17 protein-coding genes and 1 riboswitch are annotated in these 16,932 nt (G+C 36.6%); of the genes, 14 read left to right on the forward strand and 3 right to left on the reverse strand.

Annotated elements, in window-relative coordinates:
• Positions 1–12: 12 nt before the first annotated feature.
• From ACIQ1H_RS21980 to ACIQ1H_RS22000, 5 genes are all read left to right on the forward strand, one after another.
• Complete coding sequence (locus tag ACIQ1H_RS21980; RefSeq protein ID WP_337980334.1) at positions 13–996, forward strand: ring-cleaving dioxygenase; 984 nt, start codon at positions 13–15, stop codon at positions 994–996.
• Positions 997–1,061: 65 nt separating this feature from the next.
• Entirely contained in the window at positions 1,062–1,679 is a 618-nt protein-coding gene (locus ACIQ1H_RS21985) for a nitroreductase family protein (protein ID WP_173478872.1), read from the forward strand.
• Between the two features lie 63 nt (positions 1,680–1,742).
• Positions 1,743–2,285 (forward strand): NADPH-dependent FMN reductase, encoded by a 543-nt coding sequence (locus tag ACIQ1H_RS21990; RefSeq protein WP_402892029.1) that lies wholly within the window; start codon positions 1,743–1,745, stop codon positions 2,283–2,285.
• 458 nt (positions 2,286–2,743) lie between these two features.
• Positions 2,744–4,108, forward strand: coding sequence for a HAMP domain-containing sensor histidine kinase (locus tag ACIQ1H_RS21995; RefSeq protein ID WP_402892032.1), 1,365 nt, complete (start codon positions 2,744–2,746; stop codon positions 4,106–4,108).
• Positions 4,109–4,114: 6 nt separating this feature from the next.
• Positions 4,115–4,801: a response regulator transcription factor gene (locus tag ACIQ1H_RS22000; RefSeq protein WP_402892034.1), complete on the forward strand. Its 687-nt coding sequence runs from the start codon at positions 4,115–4,117 to the stop codon at positions 4,799–4,801.
• Between the two features lie 49 nt (positions 4,802–4,850).
• Here the strand turns inward: ACIQ1H_RS22000 and ACIQ1H_RS22005 are convergent, their stop codons facing one another.
• Complete coding sequence (locus ACIQ1H_RS22005) at positions 4,851–5,414, reverse strand: YdhK family protein (protein WP_402892037.1); 564 nt, start codon at positions 5,412–5,414, stop codon at positions 4,851–4,853.
• A gap of 177 nt (positions 5,415–5,591) precedes the next feature.
• Positions 5,592–5,787: riboswitch (cobalamin riboswitch) on the forward strand.
• Between the two features lie 148 nt (positions 5,788–5,935).
• Between ACIQ1H_RS22005 and ACIQ1H_RS22010 the strand changes: the two genes are divergently transcribed.
• From ACIQ1H_RS22010 to ACIQ1H_RS22030, 5 genes are all read left to right on the forward strand, one after another.
• Entirely contained in the window at positions 5,936–6,982 is a 1,047-nt protein-coding gene (locus ACIQ1H_RS22010; RefSeq protein WP_402892040.1) for a FecCD family ABC transporter permease, read from the forward strand.
• 5 nt (positions 6,983–6,987) lie between these two features.
• The gene (locus ACIQ1H_RS22015) at positions 6,988–7,770 is read left to right on the forward strand and encodes a heme ABC transporter ATP-binding protein (RefSeq protein ID WP_402892043.1); all 783 of its coding nucleotides are present in this window, start codon (positions 6,988–6,990) and stop codon (positions 7,768–7,770) included.
• Positions 7,771–7,871: 101 nt separating this feature from the next.
• A complete protein-coding gene (locus tag ACIQ1H_RS22020; RefSeq protein ID WP_173478868.1) occupies positions 7,872–8,042 on the forward strand; it encodes a hypothetical protein in 171 nt (56 codons plus the stop codon).
• A 72-nt stretch (positions 8,043–8,114) separates the two neighbouring features.
• Positions 8,115–9,284 carry an endonuclease Q family protein gene (locus tag ACIQ1H_RS22025; RefSeq protein ID WP_402892047.1) on the forward strand — a complete coding sequence of 390 codons (1,170 nt, stop codon included), beginning with the start codon at positions 8,115–8,117 and terminating at the stop codon, positions 9,282–9,284.
• Positions 9,285–9,397: 113 nt separating this feature from the next.
• Entirely contained in the window at positions 9,398–11,026 is a 1,629-nt protein-coding gene (locus ACIQ1H_RS22030; RefSeq protein ID WP_402892049.1) for an S-layer homology domain-containing protein, read from the forward strand.
• Between the two features lie 144 nt (positions 11,027–11,170).
• Here ACIQ1H_RS22030 and ACIQ1H_RS22035 read toward each other — a convergent pair whose 3' ends face one another.
• Together ACIQ1H_RS22035 and ACIQ1H_RS22040 are read right to left on the reverse strand one after the other, a co-directional pair.
• A complete protein-coding gene (locus ACIQ1H_RS22035) occupies positions 11,171–11,458 on the reverse strand; it encodes a DUF2653 family protein (protein WP_173478865.1) in 288 nt (95 codons plus the stop codon).
• A complete protein-coding gene (locus ACIQ1H_RS22040) occupies positions 11,446–11,919 on the reverse strand; it encodes a hypothetical protein (RefSeq protein WP_173478864.1) in 474 nt (157 codons plus the stop codon). Before ACIQ1H_RS22040 ends, ACIQ1H_RS22035 begins: the two co-directional genes overlap by 13 nt.
• 186 nt (positions 11,920–12,105) lie before the next feature.
• On the opposite strand from ACIQ1H_RS22040, the gene ACIQ1H_RS22045 reads away from it, so the two are divergent.
• From ACIQ1H_RS22045 to ACIQ1H_RS22060, 4 genes are all read left to right on the forward strand, one after another.
• Positions 12,106–13,119 (forward strand): YdcF family protein, encoded by a 1,014-nt coding sequence (locus ACIQ1H_RS22045; protein WP_402892053.1) that lies wholly within the window; start codon positions 12,106–12,108, stop codon positions 13,117–13,119.
• A gap of 73 nt (positions 13,120–13,192) precedes the next feature.
• Positions 13,193–14,479: an SEL1-like repeat protein gene (locus tag ACIQ1H_RS22050; RefSeq protein ID WP_402892056.1), complete on the forward strand. Its 1,287-nt coding sequence runs from the start codon at positions 13,193–13,195 to the stop codon at positions 14,477–14,479.
• A gap of 663 nt (positions 14,480–15,142) precedes the next feature.
• Positions 15,143–16,432 (forward strand): protoglobin domain-containing protein, encoded by a 1,290-nt coding sequence (locus tag ACIQ1H_RS22055; RefSeq protein WP_402892059.1) that lies wholly within the window; start codon positions 15,143–15,145, stop codon positions 16,430–16,432.
• A 177-nt stretch (positions 16,433–16,609) separates the two neighbouring features.
• Entirely contained in the window at positions 16,610–16,873 is a 264-nt protein-coding gene (locus tag ACIQ1H_RS22060; protein WP_402892062.1) for a hypothetical protein, read from the forward strand.
• The last annotated feature ends 59 nt before the right edge of the window (positions 16,874–16,932 follow it).

The following is a 16,932-nucleotide window of genomic DNA, read 5'->3' on the forward strand; positions in this document are numbered from 1 at the left end:
GAGGAACTTTAAATGAATCATTTAAAAGGTATTCACCATGTAACAGCTATTACAAGTAGCGCAGAAGAAAATTATAAATTTTTTACGTATGTATTAGGTATGCGTTTAGTGAAAAAAACAGTAAATCAGGACGATATACAAACATATCACTTATTTTTTGCAGATGACAAAGGCAGTGCTGGGACAGATATGACATTCTTTGACTTCCCTAACATACCAAAAGGTGTACATGGAACAAATGAAATTTCGAAAACATCATTCCGCGTACCAACAGATGCAGCATTAGCTTACTGGGTAAAACGATTTGACCGTTTAAATATTAAACATACAGGCATAAAAGAACAATTCGGTAAGCAAACATTAGCTTTTGTTGATTTTGATGATCAGCAGTACCAACTAATTTCTGATGAACACAACGAAGGTGTTGCTTCTGGTACTCCTTGGCAAGATGGTCCGATCCCACACGAATATGCTATTACAGGATTAGGTCCGATATTTGTGCGTGTTGCAAATTTTGATTATTTCAAAGAAATGCTAGAAAAAGTAATGCTCTTTACAGAAATTGCAGCTGAAGGTGACTTCCATTTATTTGAGGTCGGAGAGGGAGGCAATGGTGCGCAAATTATTGTGGAATATAACACAATCTTACCAGCAGCTCGTCAAGGTTTTGGTACTGTGCATCACGCGGCATTTCGCGTAGCAGATCGTGCTGTTTTAAACGAATGGACAGAACGATTAGAAGGCTTTGGTTTCAATACATCTGGCTATGTGAACCGTCACTTCTTTGAATCACTGTACGCTCGAGTAGCACCACAAATCTTATTTGAATGGGCAACAGACGGCCCTGGGTTTATGGGTGATGAGCCATATGAAACATTAGGGGAAAAATTATCGTTACCGCCTTTCTTAGAGCCTAAACGTGCACAAATCGAGGGGCTTGTTCGTCCAATTGATACAGTAAGAAGTACGGTTTCATTTGAAAAAGAATATGAGTAAGGTGATATGTAGTATTGCGCAACACAATTTTACTAAAGCATAATGGATGATGGGAGTACGTCAACATGGAATTTACAAAGTTAATTGATAAACGTCGATCGGCAAATAATTTTATAGACGGTGTTGTAATGACAGAGGAGGATATCCGACCGATTTTAGAGGACGTCAAGCTTGCACCTTCAGCATTCAACTTGCAACATACAGAATACATTGTTGTGTTAGATAATGAATTAAAAGAGAAAGTTCGTGAGGCTGCATATGGGCAATATAAAGTACATTCAGCTTCAGGAGTTATTTTAGTATTAGGTGATAAAGAGGCTTACAAGCAAACGGCTCACATTAGTCAAGGTATGGTCGATTTAGGCATTATTACAAGCTGTGAGCTTGATAGTCTCATCGATGATAATACGAAGTTTTACGAAGAACGTGGGGAGGCGTTTATGAAGGAAGATGCGATTCGCAATGCATCACTTTCAGCTATGCTCTTTATGTTAGCAGCAAAAAATCGAGGCTGGGATACATGTCCGATGATTGGCTTTGATCAGCAACAAATGCGCACATTATTCAATGTGCCAGCAACACATGAGATTGTCTTAATGATGACAATTGGCAAGGAAAAGGAAAGTAGTCAACGATTACGTGGGTATCGTAAACCAGTTGAAGAATTTGCAACCTATTATTAGGGCGGTATAAAATAAATTAGCTTAACAAATATTAATGGCAGTAACCATTTAGGAGGAAACAACATGAAAGTAGTAGCAATCGTAGGTAGTATCCGTAAAGAATCTTATAATATGCAATTAGCAAAATTTATACAAAAGCGTTATACAGAAAAGTTTGAACTAGAAGTATTAAGCTTACGTGATTTACCAATGTACGATCAAGATATCGAAAATGAAGCACCACAAACAGTATTAGACTTTAAGGCAAAAGTAAAAGCAGCGGATGCAGTTCTTTGGTTAACACCAGAATATAACGGAACTGTGCCAGGAGTTATGGTGAACGCTATTGACTGGCTATCTCGTGTAGATAAAGTAATGGTCGGCAAACCATCTTTCATGATGGGAGCATCAATGGGGAATTTAGGTACTGTGAAAGCACAATTACATTTACGTGATATTTTATTCTCACCTGGAATTAATTCTCCATTACTTAGTGGTAATGACGTCTATATCGGTGCCGTACACACAAAATTCGATGCTGAAGGCAATTTAACTGATGAAGGTACTGTGAAATTCCTTGATATAGTTATTGACAACTTCTTAGACTGGGTTAAAAAATATATTTAATAATTATGAAAGCCAATAAGTATATGACATACTTATTGGCTTTTTTTTATAAAAATCTAAGCATCAGTGGGTCCTTAATCGTAAAAACATCTTGCAGTTTTCAGAATTGTGCGGGTGCCTGGCACATCTCGAAGAATCCTAGCATAATACCCGCTCCTCAATCGTAAAAATCCACTACGCTTTCCGCGGGCACGATGTAAGCCACAACCGTCGCTGTCGCGCCGCCAGTCGTGTCTTACAATGCGTGCGTTCCCGCAGGAGTCTACGTGGATTTTTACTTAGTATAAACATCTTGCAGTTTTCAGAATTGTATGGGTGCCTGACACATCTCCTCGACGTGATGATGAAAAATTCATGAGCGAGAAGTTTTTATTTTATAATATTGATAAAAGTATCTTTCTTCTGCATGAAATCTTCACACTTGGACGTTATCATTTTGAAATATAGGTGGTTAAGGCATGAAAAAACTTTCATTAAAGCTTGGGATTATTTTTTTTATTACATTGTTTTGCATAGAAACATTTATGATGTTTTTTTTACATGTATCATTAACAAATTCGCGTGTGGAAGAGGAATTAACAAACTTACAGACAACTGGAAATTCACATCGAACGATATTAGAGCAAAATTTCGATGAAGAAACGCTATCACATATTTTAATAATGGAATCAAGAGAAAATACAGACGTTGTGATAACAGACAAAGCTGGAACAATTTTAGCTGCTTCTTCTGCACATCCCGAAGTACAAGTTTATTTAAAGAAGCTCGAGGGTAGTGTGCCTTATAATGGGCGTGTATTGGAGAATAATTGGCAGGATGAAAAATATATTGCCACAATTAGTCCTATCCTAAAACAGCAAAAAACGATTGGGTATGTCTTTATGTTTCAAAATACAGATTCCATTCATGCGTTAATGGAACGATTAAACAAACATTTTCTAATTGTCGGCCTCGTTTCAGGATTGGTGACGATTGCCGTTATTATTGTGCTATCGCGAAAATTAGCCCAACCTTTGATGGCTATGAAGGAAGCGACATTGAAAATGAATAAAGGGGATTTTACTGTCGCCCTTTCAACTAATGGCAAAGATGAACTAAGTGATCTTGCCAATGCTATTCAACAGTTATCCGATGATTTAAATCATTTAAGAGAGGAACGAAAGGAATTTTTAGCTAGTATTGCTCATGAGCTAAGAACACCCATTACCTTTATAAAGGGCTATACAGATATTCTTTACAAACGAGATTTAACGGAGCAGGATCGTCAAAAATATTTAGGCATTATTATTGAAGAAACGAATCGGCTCTCAAGGTTAATTAAAGACTTATTTGATTTAGCAAAAATGGATGAAAATGCGTTTGTCATTAACAAAGAATGTCTTCATTTGGATGACCTAGTGACAAGTATAGAGGTGAAGCTACGGCCTGCATTTCAGGAAAAACGAATCCACTTTTTTGTTCAATGTGATGAGGGATTAACATTAATGGCGGATGCAGTAAGACTAGAACAAATTATTTTGAATTTGTTAAATAATGCTTTAGCTTATTGTTCATCAGGAGATTCAACGTTCTTTATAGTGAAAAGAGACAACAACTTAATAAAAATGATTGTGAAAGATACTGGAAAGGGGATACCGAAGAAGGAATTACCTTATATTTTTGAACGCTTTTATAGAGTTGAAAAATCTCGTACGCGTGCATATGGCGGTTTGGGATTAGGTCTTGCTATTGTGAAAGAGCTTGTCCATGCACACGGAGGCGAAGTGACCGTTGTTAGTGAAGAAAACAAAGGGACTACTTTTGAATTATTATTTAAGGGGTAGGAACGAGTGAAAACATTATTATTAATTGACGATGAACCAAGAATGTTAGAGTTACTAACGCTTTATTTAGAACCTTCTTTTTATTGCATAGCCATGTCCTCGGTGAAAGATGCTTTAGACTATTTAGAAGAGCATCATGTAGATTTAGTACTGTTAGATATTATGATGCCTGATATGGACGGTTGGCAAGCATGTCAGGAAATAAGGAAGTTTTGGGATGTGCCGATCATTATGCTAACAGCAAAAGCGGAACAGGCTGATGTTATAAGAGGCTTAAATATGGGGGCAGACGACTACATGTTAAAGCCTTTCGATGAGGAGGAGTTATTAGCACGTATACATGCAGTTTTAAGAAGAACAAAAACAGAAGAAACAGTAGTTGTTTTTGAAGGGCTACGATTAAATAAAGAATCCGTTGAATTGTCTTTTCACCAAGAGGATATTCTTTTAACGCCAAAAGAATTTGCCATGTTAGCGTTATTTCTTGAATATCAAAATAAAGTTTTTTCAAGAGAACATTTAATTAATACTGTCTGGGGATATAATGTAACAATTGAAGATCGAACAATTGATTCACATATGCGTAATTTACGAGATAAACTACGGAAAAGTGGCTTCCCTGTAGAGGATTATTTACAGACAGTATGGGGAATCGGCTATAAATGGCATAAGCTAGCTGACAAAAAATATTAGACAAATAAAAAATCAACCTCTGAAGGAATAACCGTCAGAGGTTGATTTTTTATTTGGACGCTAGTTCGTCTTCTGTAACCCATTTATGATTTTTTATTTCTTCACCTGTAGTTGTTGAAGGGTAATCAATCATATAAACGGTCGTTTGGACTGCTTCATCAATGTGAACAGTGGCATTTTCCATGCCTTTCATATGCGATGCAGTTGTTTTAACTTCTGTGCCTGGAGCCAACGGGGCATCACCAGAATCTATTAATTCCTCATGTATAACCCATTTATGATTTTCTATTTTCTTTCCTCCAGTAGTCGGTTCATAGGAAACAATATAGGCGGTTGTATCATACGCCCCAACAATCGTTGCCTCTGCTCCTTCCATCCCAGACATATGTCCTTCCGTAATAACAGCAGTAGTGCCTACTGGAAATTTAGGATTTTCAGCAGTTTTTAAAGTAGAAGGAACATCACCAGAGCTTGAATGATCCATCTCTTCGCCATGATCCATTACGTCACTATTAGCAGGTTGTGACTCCACTGTATCCTCAGAGCAAGCTGAAAGTATTAGTAAAGTGATTGCCGCCATGAAACCGAGAAATAAATTTCTTTTGAATATCATATGAATTTCCTCCTTACTATTGATTGTTTTTAATGTAACAAGTAAATGTGCAGAAATTATGGATAAGGTTTTCTACGAAAATTTATATGTATGAAGTTGAAAAGAGGAAAGATTGATTCCTAGATGAAAGAAGCTATAGACTAGCATAATTATGTATGATAGAATCGTCATAATTTTAAAATTTCAGAAACTATTGGTGTGACACTTGTTAATGAGTGCCACTTAAAAGGGAAGTCGGTGTAAGTCCGACGCTGTCCCGCAACTGTAACGAGGAGTTCTATGATGTAGTAGCCACTGTGCTTTAAGGAATGGGAAGGCAATCATAGTTACGCAGAATCGAAGCCAGGAGACCTGCCAATTAGTTTATACCTGTAATGCCCACGAGGATGCAAGCAATTACGGACAATTGGTGGATACTTCTCCAACTTTGTTTAACCTAGGGTATTTCTATGCATTATTGCGTAGAATACCCTTTTTTATTGCTTCGTATTTATCATGATTGATAAGGAGTTAATAAACAAATGAACAAAAAATTTATGTACTTTTCATTGATCCTTCTTTTAGTGCTGATAGCTTCTATGACAGCTGCTATTATGATTGGATCTGTGTCAATTACACCGCTACATGTATGGAAGGTTATTTTCTCGAAAATTCCAATTTTCCCAAATACGATAGAGCCTGATTGGAGTCGCTCACAGGAGATTATTATATGGCAAATACGTGTCCCACGTGTAATACTTGCCGCCATTGTTGGAGCAGGCTTAGCTATTGCTGGCGCGGCTGTGCAAGCACTTGTCCGTAATTCAATTGCGGATCCTTATATTTTGGGTATTTCTTCAGGAGCAACAGTCGGGGCTACGGCTGTCATTATTTTAGGTGCTTTTTCATTTTTAGGTATCTACGCACTTTCAGTAGCAGCCTTTTTAGGTTCCTTTATTGCGATTGTGTTGGTATTTTTCTTATCACGTGTAGGGGGACGTATTTCTATTTTCCGTTTGCTGTTGGCGGGGATGGCGGTATCATTTATATTGTCTGCAACTTCCAATTTTATGTTGATGATGTCCAAGGAAGAGGGCGGTATAAAAGCCGTTATGTATTGGATGCTAGGAAGTCTTGCAGGCGCAAAATGGAGTAATGTAGTCATTCCAGCTATTATCTTTTTCATCGTTTTTAGTTTGTTATGGCTACATTATCGAAATTTAAATTTATTATTACTTGGAGAAGAAGCGGCAGTCACGTTAGGTGTTAATCTTCAACAATTTCGTATTCAACTGATACTACTTGTATCATTACTAACAGGTGTGCTCGTTGCAGTAAGTGGTTCCATTGGGTTTGTCGGTTTAATCATTCCACATATTGTGCGCTTAATTGTAGGATCTAATTATAAATACGTAATCCCTATTAGTGCATTATTAGGAGGGATTTTCTTAGTGTGGGCGGATGCAATTGCGCGAGTATTAATCGCACCAGAGGAAATGCCTATTGGAATCATTACTGCCTTTTGTGGCGGACCGTTTTTCATTTGGCTACTACGCCGTAACAATTATTCATTTGGTGAAGGAGATTAAAGGCTATGACATTAGAGGCGAAGCATGTATCATTCTCCATTCATGATCAGCGCATATTAGATAAAGTAAGCATTCAAATAAAAGAAAAGCAATTTGTCGGTTTAATTGGTCCTAATGGTAGTGGAAAGTCTACACTATTGAAAAATATGTATCGTTTATTAAAGCCTGAAAGTGGAACAGTTTTATTAAATGAGGAAGATATTTTTAAGCAATCAAGTAGAGTGATTGCAAAAAAATTAGCCGTTGTGAGCCAAGAAACACCTGTGTTATTTGATTTTAAAGTGAGAGATTTGGTGAGCATGGGAAGAACGCCACATAAGAAGCTTTTTGAGATGGACGATAAGGAAGACTTTAAAATTGTCAAAGAGGCATTGGCGCAAACAGGTATTACCCATCTGGAGACTCGCAGCTTTAGCTCCCTTTCTGGAGGGGAAAAAAAGAGAGTAATGGTCGCTCGTGCATTAGCACAACAGGCGCAAGTGCTTATATTAGACGAGCCAACAAATCACTTAGATATTCAGCATCAACTACAATTAATGGACTTAATTCAAACACTTCATTTAACTGTTGTTGCTGCTTTACATGATTTAAATATGGCGGCTATGTATTGTGATCAAATTTATGTTTTACAACAAGGGAGTATTGTTCATTACGGCACACCAGAGGAAGTATTAACGCCTAAACTACTGCGTGATGTTTTTGGCGTTTACGCCGATATTCAAACACACCCACTGACAGGCAAACCTTATTTAACATATGTATCTGAACAATTCACAAAAAATACATAAGTGCCAGTCACCGAAACAATTCAGAAGATTTTTGTGATTTAATTTTTGTATAGTTGTGAGATATTCGGGGAACGTTACTTTTGAAAGGATGCGTGACGAATATGGACGAGATTAAATTTGCACAATTAGATGACACACAGCTAGAAAAAATTAATGAGCTAGAAAAGAAAATTGGCGTTACTTTAATTGCTTATGATGCAGCGACGACGCCAAATCAAGGTTCAGGTTCATACGAGACGGATAATGGCACACATCAAAACCATCCATCTTAAATCATGAAAATGCCTTGCAGCAATGTAAGGTTTTTTTTTATTTTATAATGAAACAAAAAAGGAGCTGTATACATGTTTCACGACTATTATACGGATTTACATATTCACATTGGTCGAACGATGAGTGGGCGGGCAGTAAAGATTACAGGAAGTAAAACTTTAACATTATCGCGAATTTTAGAGATGGCAAGTGCAAAAAAAGGGCTCGATATAATTGGCATTATAGACTGTCATTCGCCAGAGGTACTTGCTGAGATGACGATGATGATACAACGAGGTGAACTAGAAGAGCTAACGGAAGGGGGACTTCGTTTTCAAGAAACGACGCTTATTCCAGGATCGGAAATTGAAATTTATGATAGCAACTGTCAGGGCCCGATTCATGTGCTCGCATATTTTCCAACTATCGAAGTGATGGCAGATTTTTCGAATTGGATGAAAGGCTTTATGAAAAATATTCATTTAAGTTCACAGCGTATTTATTGTGATGGACGCGTACTACAACAAAAAGTTCGGGAATTGGGAGGTCTCTTTATTCCTGCGCATGTTTTTACCCCGTTTAAAAGCTTATTTGGAAGAGGCGTTCACAACAGTTTAACTGAAGTATTCGATCCACAGCTTATAGATGCAATAGAACTTGGTTTAAGCTCTGATACCAACATGGTAAAAAACATCCGAGAAATTCAACAGTATACATTTGTAACAAATTCTGATGCCCATTCTCTTGGCAAAATTGCTCGTGAATATCAAAAATTACGACTAAAGGCAGCTAATTTTAACGAATTAAAGATGGCACTCCATGAACAGGAAGGACGTGCCATAATAGCGAATTATGGGTTAAACCCTTTGCTTGGCAAATATCATCAAACAGTATGTGCTAAATGTGGTGAACAGTTAAATGATGAAGATACCATTTGTAAGTCATGCGGAAGTTCGCAAATTGTAAAAGGTGTTGCAAGTCGAATTATTGAACTATCTGATCCAGATAGTGCTGAACGTGAGAGGCCACCGTATATTCATCAAGTACCGCTTGATTTTATACCAGGTTTAGGTCCGAAAATGATGGAGAAACTAATACGTGCATTCGGAACAGAAATGACAATACTCCATTGTATTACTACCGAGCAGCTTGCAGAAATTGTGCCACTTAAAATTGCACAGATGATTGATTTAGCAAGAACAGGGCAATTACATATTGCAGTTGGTGGAGGTGGTGTTTACGGAAAGGTTCAGCTTGAATAAGGTAAATAACTAGGAGTATAGAGGTCAATTTCAGGTATTAACTATTAATGTTCCCATTTTTATCCTCAATCTAGTAAACTAGAAATTATTAGATGTGCAGGAGGAGTGGGGATATGCAATTTACAAAGAAGTTTCGTTTTTTAGCTGCTAGTGTACTAGCTTTACAGGTAATAGTCCCTGTAGGAGCAAATGCAGAAAATAAGCAAGATGACATTGCGCCAAGCTGGGTCGTACAAGCAGATTATGTAGCACTAGGTGATTCATTGGCACACGGCATGAATGAGGTTGGAGGCATTGGCCTTGGGTATACAGATTTTGTTGCACAAGCATTGCAACAAGCGGGTTTGTTAACTTCGTATAATAAAGGTTTTGCCTATTCAGGCTATACAACGAAAAATGTCTTGGCGGACTTACAAGGTGATGTAGAAAAACCTGTGAACGGGTTTGGTTATACAAATGATCATGCAAAGCTTAGAGCATCGATTCAAGAAGCCGAGCTGGTTACGTTAACGGCTGGTGCAAATGATTTATTACCAATTATAAAGGAAGCATCTACAACTGGTATAAATACTGCAGCCATTTTAAAGGCATCACAAGAAGCTATACAAAATATAGCCGCCATTTTAGCGGAAATTAAAAAGCTGAATCCACAAGTACAAATTTACGTGATGGGATACTATAATTCTTTCCCTTATTATAATGAAGAGTTACAGACACAATTTAAAATGCTATTAGGTGTTATGAATGCGTCTATTAAAACAACCGCTGAAAAAGCTGGTGCAATATTTGTGCCGACGTTAGACGTTGTAGCAAAAGATGTACCGACTTATTTGCCGAATCCAGAAAATATTCATTTAAGTGAAGCAGGCTATCTAGCTGTAGCAAATCAAGCATTTTTACCAATGATAAAAGCAAGTCCACTATGGGATGCCTCTTCAGCTATCCAAGTCAATGTTGAAAGTAGTACTGCGGCAAAGGTAAATTGGCAAGCAGCAATAGATAATGAAGGTGTTACGCAATACAATGTGTATGTAAATAATAAGCTCTATTCTACAGTCGATGCTGAGCAATTGACGATCACGCTCGATAGTTTAACAGAAAATACGGCCTATTCAGTTGCTATAAAAGCGTTAGATGCGGCTGGTAACGAAAGTGTTCAAAGTCCAACTGCAACATTTACTACAGGAAGTAAAGTCCAATTTCTAGATATAAAAAATCATTGGGCATCGGAGTTTATTCAAAAAGCAGCTGAAACAGGCATTTTAAAGGGCTATGCCGATGGAACATTTAGACCTGAACAAAATATAACACGTGCCCAAGCAGCAGCAATGCTCGTTAGAAGCTTAGGTTTAACAACGAAAGACAAAGCTCCATTCATAGATATTGCAAGCTACGATGCAGAAACACAAGCAGAAATTGCAGCAGCTTACGCACATGGGCTTATTAAAGGGTCTGATGGCAAGTTTAATCCGAGTCAGCCAATTACACGCGCACAATTAGCACTAATGATTAACCGCGCATATGATAAGCAGTTCAATCAAGCATATGTTGCGAAGGGGAATATACCATTTAACGATATAGATAGCTATAATGAGGAGACGAAAAATGCAATAACAATGCTATATGAGCTTGGAATTGTCGTAGGCAATGAAGGGAGATTTTCTCCAGAAGCGCCAACAAAGCGTAGCCATGCGGCTAAAATCTTTGTTACCTTTAATGAGCTACTAACGAACAAACAATAGTACGATAAGTATGACTTAAAAGAGTTTGTGAGGGCACTGTCATGCCGCTCATATCGTTGAGCATTGCGGCAATGAATTTTACAAAAAAGCCGTTCAATAAATCGACTAAATGATTTATTGAACGGCTATTCTTTATGTTATAAATTATGATAATTTGGCAATAATGCCTTCTTCATCATCCAATAGTAGCTCAATACCTGTTGAGAAAGGGTCTCCGTGTAGCACATCTTTTATCCATACACGTAAAGCACCAATCATAGCAGCGGTATTTAAAACTTCTATTTGACCATTTGTTTCAACTTCTGCGCCGAAGCCTGTTTCATCATCATAAGTTAACTCAACAAGTACATCTTCTGGGCGGAGATTTTTATGATATGCCTGTGATAGGCAGATTGCATTGATAATATCTTGTTCGTTAATTATTTGTGCCATTGTGTAGCTTCCTGTTCTTTACGTTTTTTATCTTTAAACATATTGATAATTTTAACGACAAGCATCACAATAACAACAATTGCAGCAACGTTGATTAATAAGCCTAAAATATTACCAAGCATACCTAGTCCACTAAATAGACTACCGAATAATAGACCAGCTAAACCACCTAGCATTAAGCCTTTCATTAGGCCACCAGAGAAAAAGCCACCTTTTTTCGCAGTAGTATCTGTTTTGTTTGTAGACGTTGTATTATTTTTATTTGTTGTTGCATTATTTTGATCTTTAGAATTATCCTGAGATTTTTGGATATTTGAACTATTGTTATTGTTTGAGAAGCCTTTTTTACCTGACTTATAAGATTTTGCTTCAGCAGTCGGTGTGTCCGAAATTAATAATGTTGCACCAACTGACGCAAACATAAGTGTCGCTGCGAAAAGAGCAGCAATAATTTTTTTCATTACTTACATTCCTCCAATATAATTTTATATTTTGTCATAAACTAGTTCTTAATAGTAATTTTACATGAACTATAGTGAAAAATACAATATTCACTACCTTTAATTTAGGAATTTTGCAATATATGAACAAGTGGTGTCAGCATATTGATGAATGGGGAATAGAAAGGAAGGAAAGGAGTAAATGCAATGCTTCCAACAATGACATTATTGATTTCAGTATTTTTAATGCTATATATTACGGAAAAAAGACGATTTTTTAATGCAGTAGTTTTAGGATTAATTGGTTTAACTGTATTTGTAGGAATAACAACAAAGTATGAGCTATTTATTAACGAGCAAGGGTTTGTGTCCAAGATGGGTATAATGACGTTGTTTGGTATTATCCCAAGTATAATGTTGTTGTTATCCATCGCGATGTTTTTCAATAGCAAAATCCTACTTGAAAAAGAAGGGCGAAGGATACGAAATTTATTATTAGCTATTTTCGGATTGGCTTTTTTATTAATGATGATTGGATATGTCTTCGTGTTTTTTACGAATATCGAAAATGGATTTTGGCATATTCTTTTCTTCTATGCGTTTTTGATTTTTGCCTATACAGTATTTTTATATACAAGTGTGATGGTCTACGCTATTATTTATCATTTTACGCCAATAACGTATGAGCCTCGTTACATTATTGTGCTCGGATCAGGCCTTATCGGTGACAAAGTACCCCCTCTATTAGCAAGCCGTTTAGACGAAGCTGTTAAGCAATATAAAAAATATGGGGAACGTCCCTTTATTATCGTCTCGGGTGGGCGTGGAAATGATGAAAAAGTTTCAGAGGCGCTAGCGATGGAAACATATATAATAGATAAATACCAAATACCGCATCGGAAAATATTAAAAGAAGATCAGTCAACAAATACAGAACAAAATTTGGCTTATTCTAAAGCAATCATGAATGCGCATGCACAAGGAAGGCACTATCGCTCCCTTTTTGTGACGAATAACTTCCATGTATTTCGCGCAAGTATTTATGCAAGAAAGGCAAAGTTAGATGCACAAGGTGTAGGTTCTAAAACAGCGTTATATTATATACCAAATGCTTTTACTCGTGAATTTATCGGGTTATTAGAAATGTACAAATGGGTACATGTAACGGTCTTTTTTGTTATTACTTTATTTATAGGCCTTATGTTAAGAGCATATGTGTAACCATTCTTGAACTGCCTTCCATATAATAGTAGCAAGGCAGTTTTTTTACATAGTGTGCAAGGGGGGAAAACAAATGTATGGGCAATTTTTAGCAAAGCAAAATAAGGAACGAACGGAGTCCTTACAACAGCTAACACAAATACAGAATACGTGGTTTGCACAAAATTTATCTTTACTCATTTTGGATGAAGTACAACTGACGACCTTGCAAAAAATGCTATATCAAGTTATTCAAGGATTGTTAAGAAAAAAACAACAACGACATTTGCAAATTGTACATCCAGAGCAAACACAAACAGTACAAGATAATGTTTTAACATTGTTGGCAGAATACGATGATTTATTGCGTGAAGCGATACCACTCCCAATTTATATTTTAATTTGGCAAATTACTTCGTTAGAGAAGTTAGCTTATACAACTGAAGTTGTGGATGATGTGCTTGATATATTGGAATGGTACGTAATCCATCAGGACGAAGCGGTCGAGTTATTAGATGAGGAAGATTTAGATCATGAAGAAATCATTGATTTATACAAAGCAGCAATTGAAGAACAAGATGCAGATGCCCAGTTTGAGCTAGGAGAATATTATAGTACAAACGATGATACACCTTTCCAACCCGAAAAATCGATAAAGTGGTTTGAAGTAGCAGTAAAACAAGGTAATGCAAATGCTCAATATGCACTTGCTAACTATTATTTTGAGGGTATTGGTGTAGATGAGAATTATGATCGAGCTTTCCAACTGTATGAAGCTGCTGCGAAACAGGGGCATGCCGATGCAGCCAATAACTTAGCTGATATGTATTTTAATGGGGAAAGTGTAGCAGAAAATATGGTGCTTGCTAAAAAATGGTTTGATGTCGCTGCATCACAAGGTGTCGCTGAGGCAATGTTTACACTAGGTATTATGCATGAGCAAGGACTAGAAATGGCTATAGATGAGCAGCAGGCATTTAACTTCTATAAAAAAGCGGCTGAGGCAGGCTATGTTGAAGCGGAATACAGACTTGGTGGAATCTACTTAGAAGGCCATTTAGGGCAAACACGCGATGTAAATCGTGGTTTATATTGGTTTGAAAGAGCGGCTGAGCAATATCATGTAGATGCATTTTATGATTTAGGCTTTATTTGGAGCAAAGGGTTAACAGGTATCCGTAATATTGAAAAAGGTATTCATTGGTTTAAGCAAGCGGCACTTCAAGGAGATCCAGAAGCAAAACTACAACTTGGCCATATTTACAATAAAGGCGAAGGCATACCGCGAAATGTTAAAGAGGCAAAGAAATGGTATGGACTTGCTGCAGAAGCAGGCATAGAAGAAGCTTCCCAATTACTTGAGGAGTTAGATGATTTGTAAATCCCATTTGCAGTTATACTAAAATTACCCGTAACGGTTAGCGATAAACTAACCATTGCGGGATTTTTTTGTTGCAAAGAAAATAATGCTTGTACGACAAATACGTGCGAACTGGACTGAAAATTAATAAAGAAGGTCACTGATAGATATAGGTATTTAAAACTAATAAAAGATAGTTTTGTGTATAGTTATTTAGAATTGTTTTTAGACTTACTTTTAGGTTAAATGACCTTTGTAAAATGTATAAATGAAAGATGGTGAAAACACTGATACTTAATTATACTCTTCGTAAATCAAACAATATTCGTAATTTAGTAAAAAGACGATAGAAATAGCTAGCGAAAAATGTTGAAGTAGACTTTTTATCACATTATCATGATGGATAACTTTTTTGTATAGTATTAAATAATATAGAGTTAAATGGTAAAAAATAGGTTAAAATAAATTGACAATTTTATTTAAAGTGTATAATGTAAATGAGTAATTTTAAAATGTAAAATTAATGAATTATTGATTATAATGATGTTATTTTGTTATATTATTTTCTTGTTAAATTATAAGCGGTCGTGGTATTTTTTCGTATATTTATAAATATATTTGGGTAAACGGAAATAGATTATGCTCAGCTCTTCAAAAGAACATGTAAATGAAAGAGGGAAAAGTGTGATTTTTCAAAAACAGAAAAAGGCAATGGCATTAGATTTACAACAATACTCAGTGACAATGGAAGTTCCGAACTCACGAACATTGGTAAAGCAGATTGAAATGTTAAATTTGACCAAAATAGATTTACAATATTTAAAAGCTTTTAAACCATTTGTGGAGGACAACATCAATCAAATCGTCGACCGATTTTATGGAATGATTGGAACTGAGCAAAGTTTAGTAGATATTATTAATAGACATAGTTCTGTAGATAAGTTGAAAGTCACCTTGCGTCGACACATTATTGAAATGTTTAACGGTACAATAGACGAAGAGTTTTATAAAAGACGAGTAAGTATCGCAAAAGTGCATGTACATATCGGGCTTAGAACACAATGGTATATTTGTGCATTCCAGGATTTAGCTATTTCATTTATAGACTTGGTAGAAAAACATGTAGAGCATCCGATGGATCAATTTAACACGATTCGCGCAATCTCTAAAATTTCTAATTTTGAGCAACAGCTTGTATTAGAAGCTTTTGAAAGTACAGTCGAACGTTTAAAGGAAAATGTCGAACGAGAAAAAGAGGCAGTTGAGAAAAAAATTGTGGAATCTTCAGAGGGGCTTGCTGCTATTTCTCAAGAAACAAATGCTTCATTCCATCAATTAAATAATCAATCGCATGAGATTAAGGAATTGGCGAAAAAGTCACTTCAGGTTAGTACGCTCGCCGAAAGTCAGGCGGTTGAAGGTCGGGAACGTTTACAACATCAATCCAAAAATATGTGTAACATTATTCAATCAGTAGATGATATTACAGATAATATTAAGCAATTGACAGATATGTCGAAAGAAATGGAATCGATTATGGATGTTGTCACAAACATTGCAAATCAAACAAATTTATTAGCTTTAAATGCAGCTATTGAAGCAGCCCGTGCTGGAGAGGCGGGGAAAGGCTTTAGTGTTGTAGCAGATGAGGTTCGTAAATTATCAAGTCAAACGAAGGAATCTGTTACATCTGTTGCTAAATTATTGGAAAAAACGACGGAGCGAACGGATAAGCTTGCCCTCACCCTTAGCCATATTCAGGAAGAAGTTGCGTTAGGTGAGGAAAACATGGCGCAAACCGAGGGGCAATTTAATAAAATTTTAGATGCCATGACACAAGCAAAGTGCCAAAATGATCGTATGGAAAAAGAAGTGCAAGCTGTGGCACTGATTCTGAATGAGCTTGGGCTTGCATTTAACGAAGTCACAAATTCTGCAGATAAATTAGCGAGTGTTGCCCAAAACTTAAACTAATTGAAATTATTATTAATGGGAGGACCTTATTAAAATACTTTCAAATAAAATTTAATTTAAATCCGCTTTGCTTTCCGCAGGTAGGATAAGAGCCTTATGATCTTTGGGCTCTTGCTTACTTTTACAGAAAGTGAAGCGGATTTTTTTATTTTGAGGTACCTGTGGAGTTCCATGCCTTTGGGGTGTCAGGCACACAAACAATTCGCCGTATCTGGGGTGTCAGGCACACAAACAATTCGCCGTTCTGGGGTGTCAGGTACACAAACAATTCCCATATCTGGGGTGTCAGGCACACAAACAATTCGCCGTTCTGGGGTGTCAGGCACACAAACAATTCGCCGTTCTGGGGTGTCAGGCACACAAACAATTCGCCGTATCTGGGGTGTCAGGCACGCAAACAATTCACCGTACTTTATTTTTGCTAAATTTGTAATGGGTTGAACGTAAATGTTTGCAAAAAAAGTTTATACTAATAGGAGATAAATAAAGAAATTAGGGGC

It is taken from the genome of Lysinibacillus sp. NPDC097279, from assembly GCF_044761745.1.
Classification (GTDB): Bacteria; Bacillota; Bacilli; order Bacillales_A; family Planococcaceae; genus Lysinibacillus.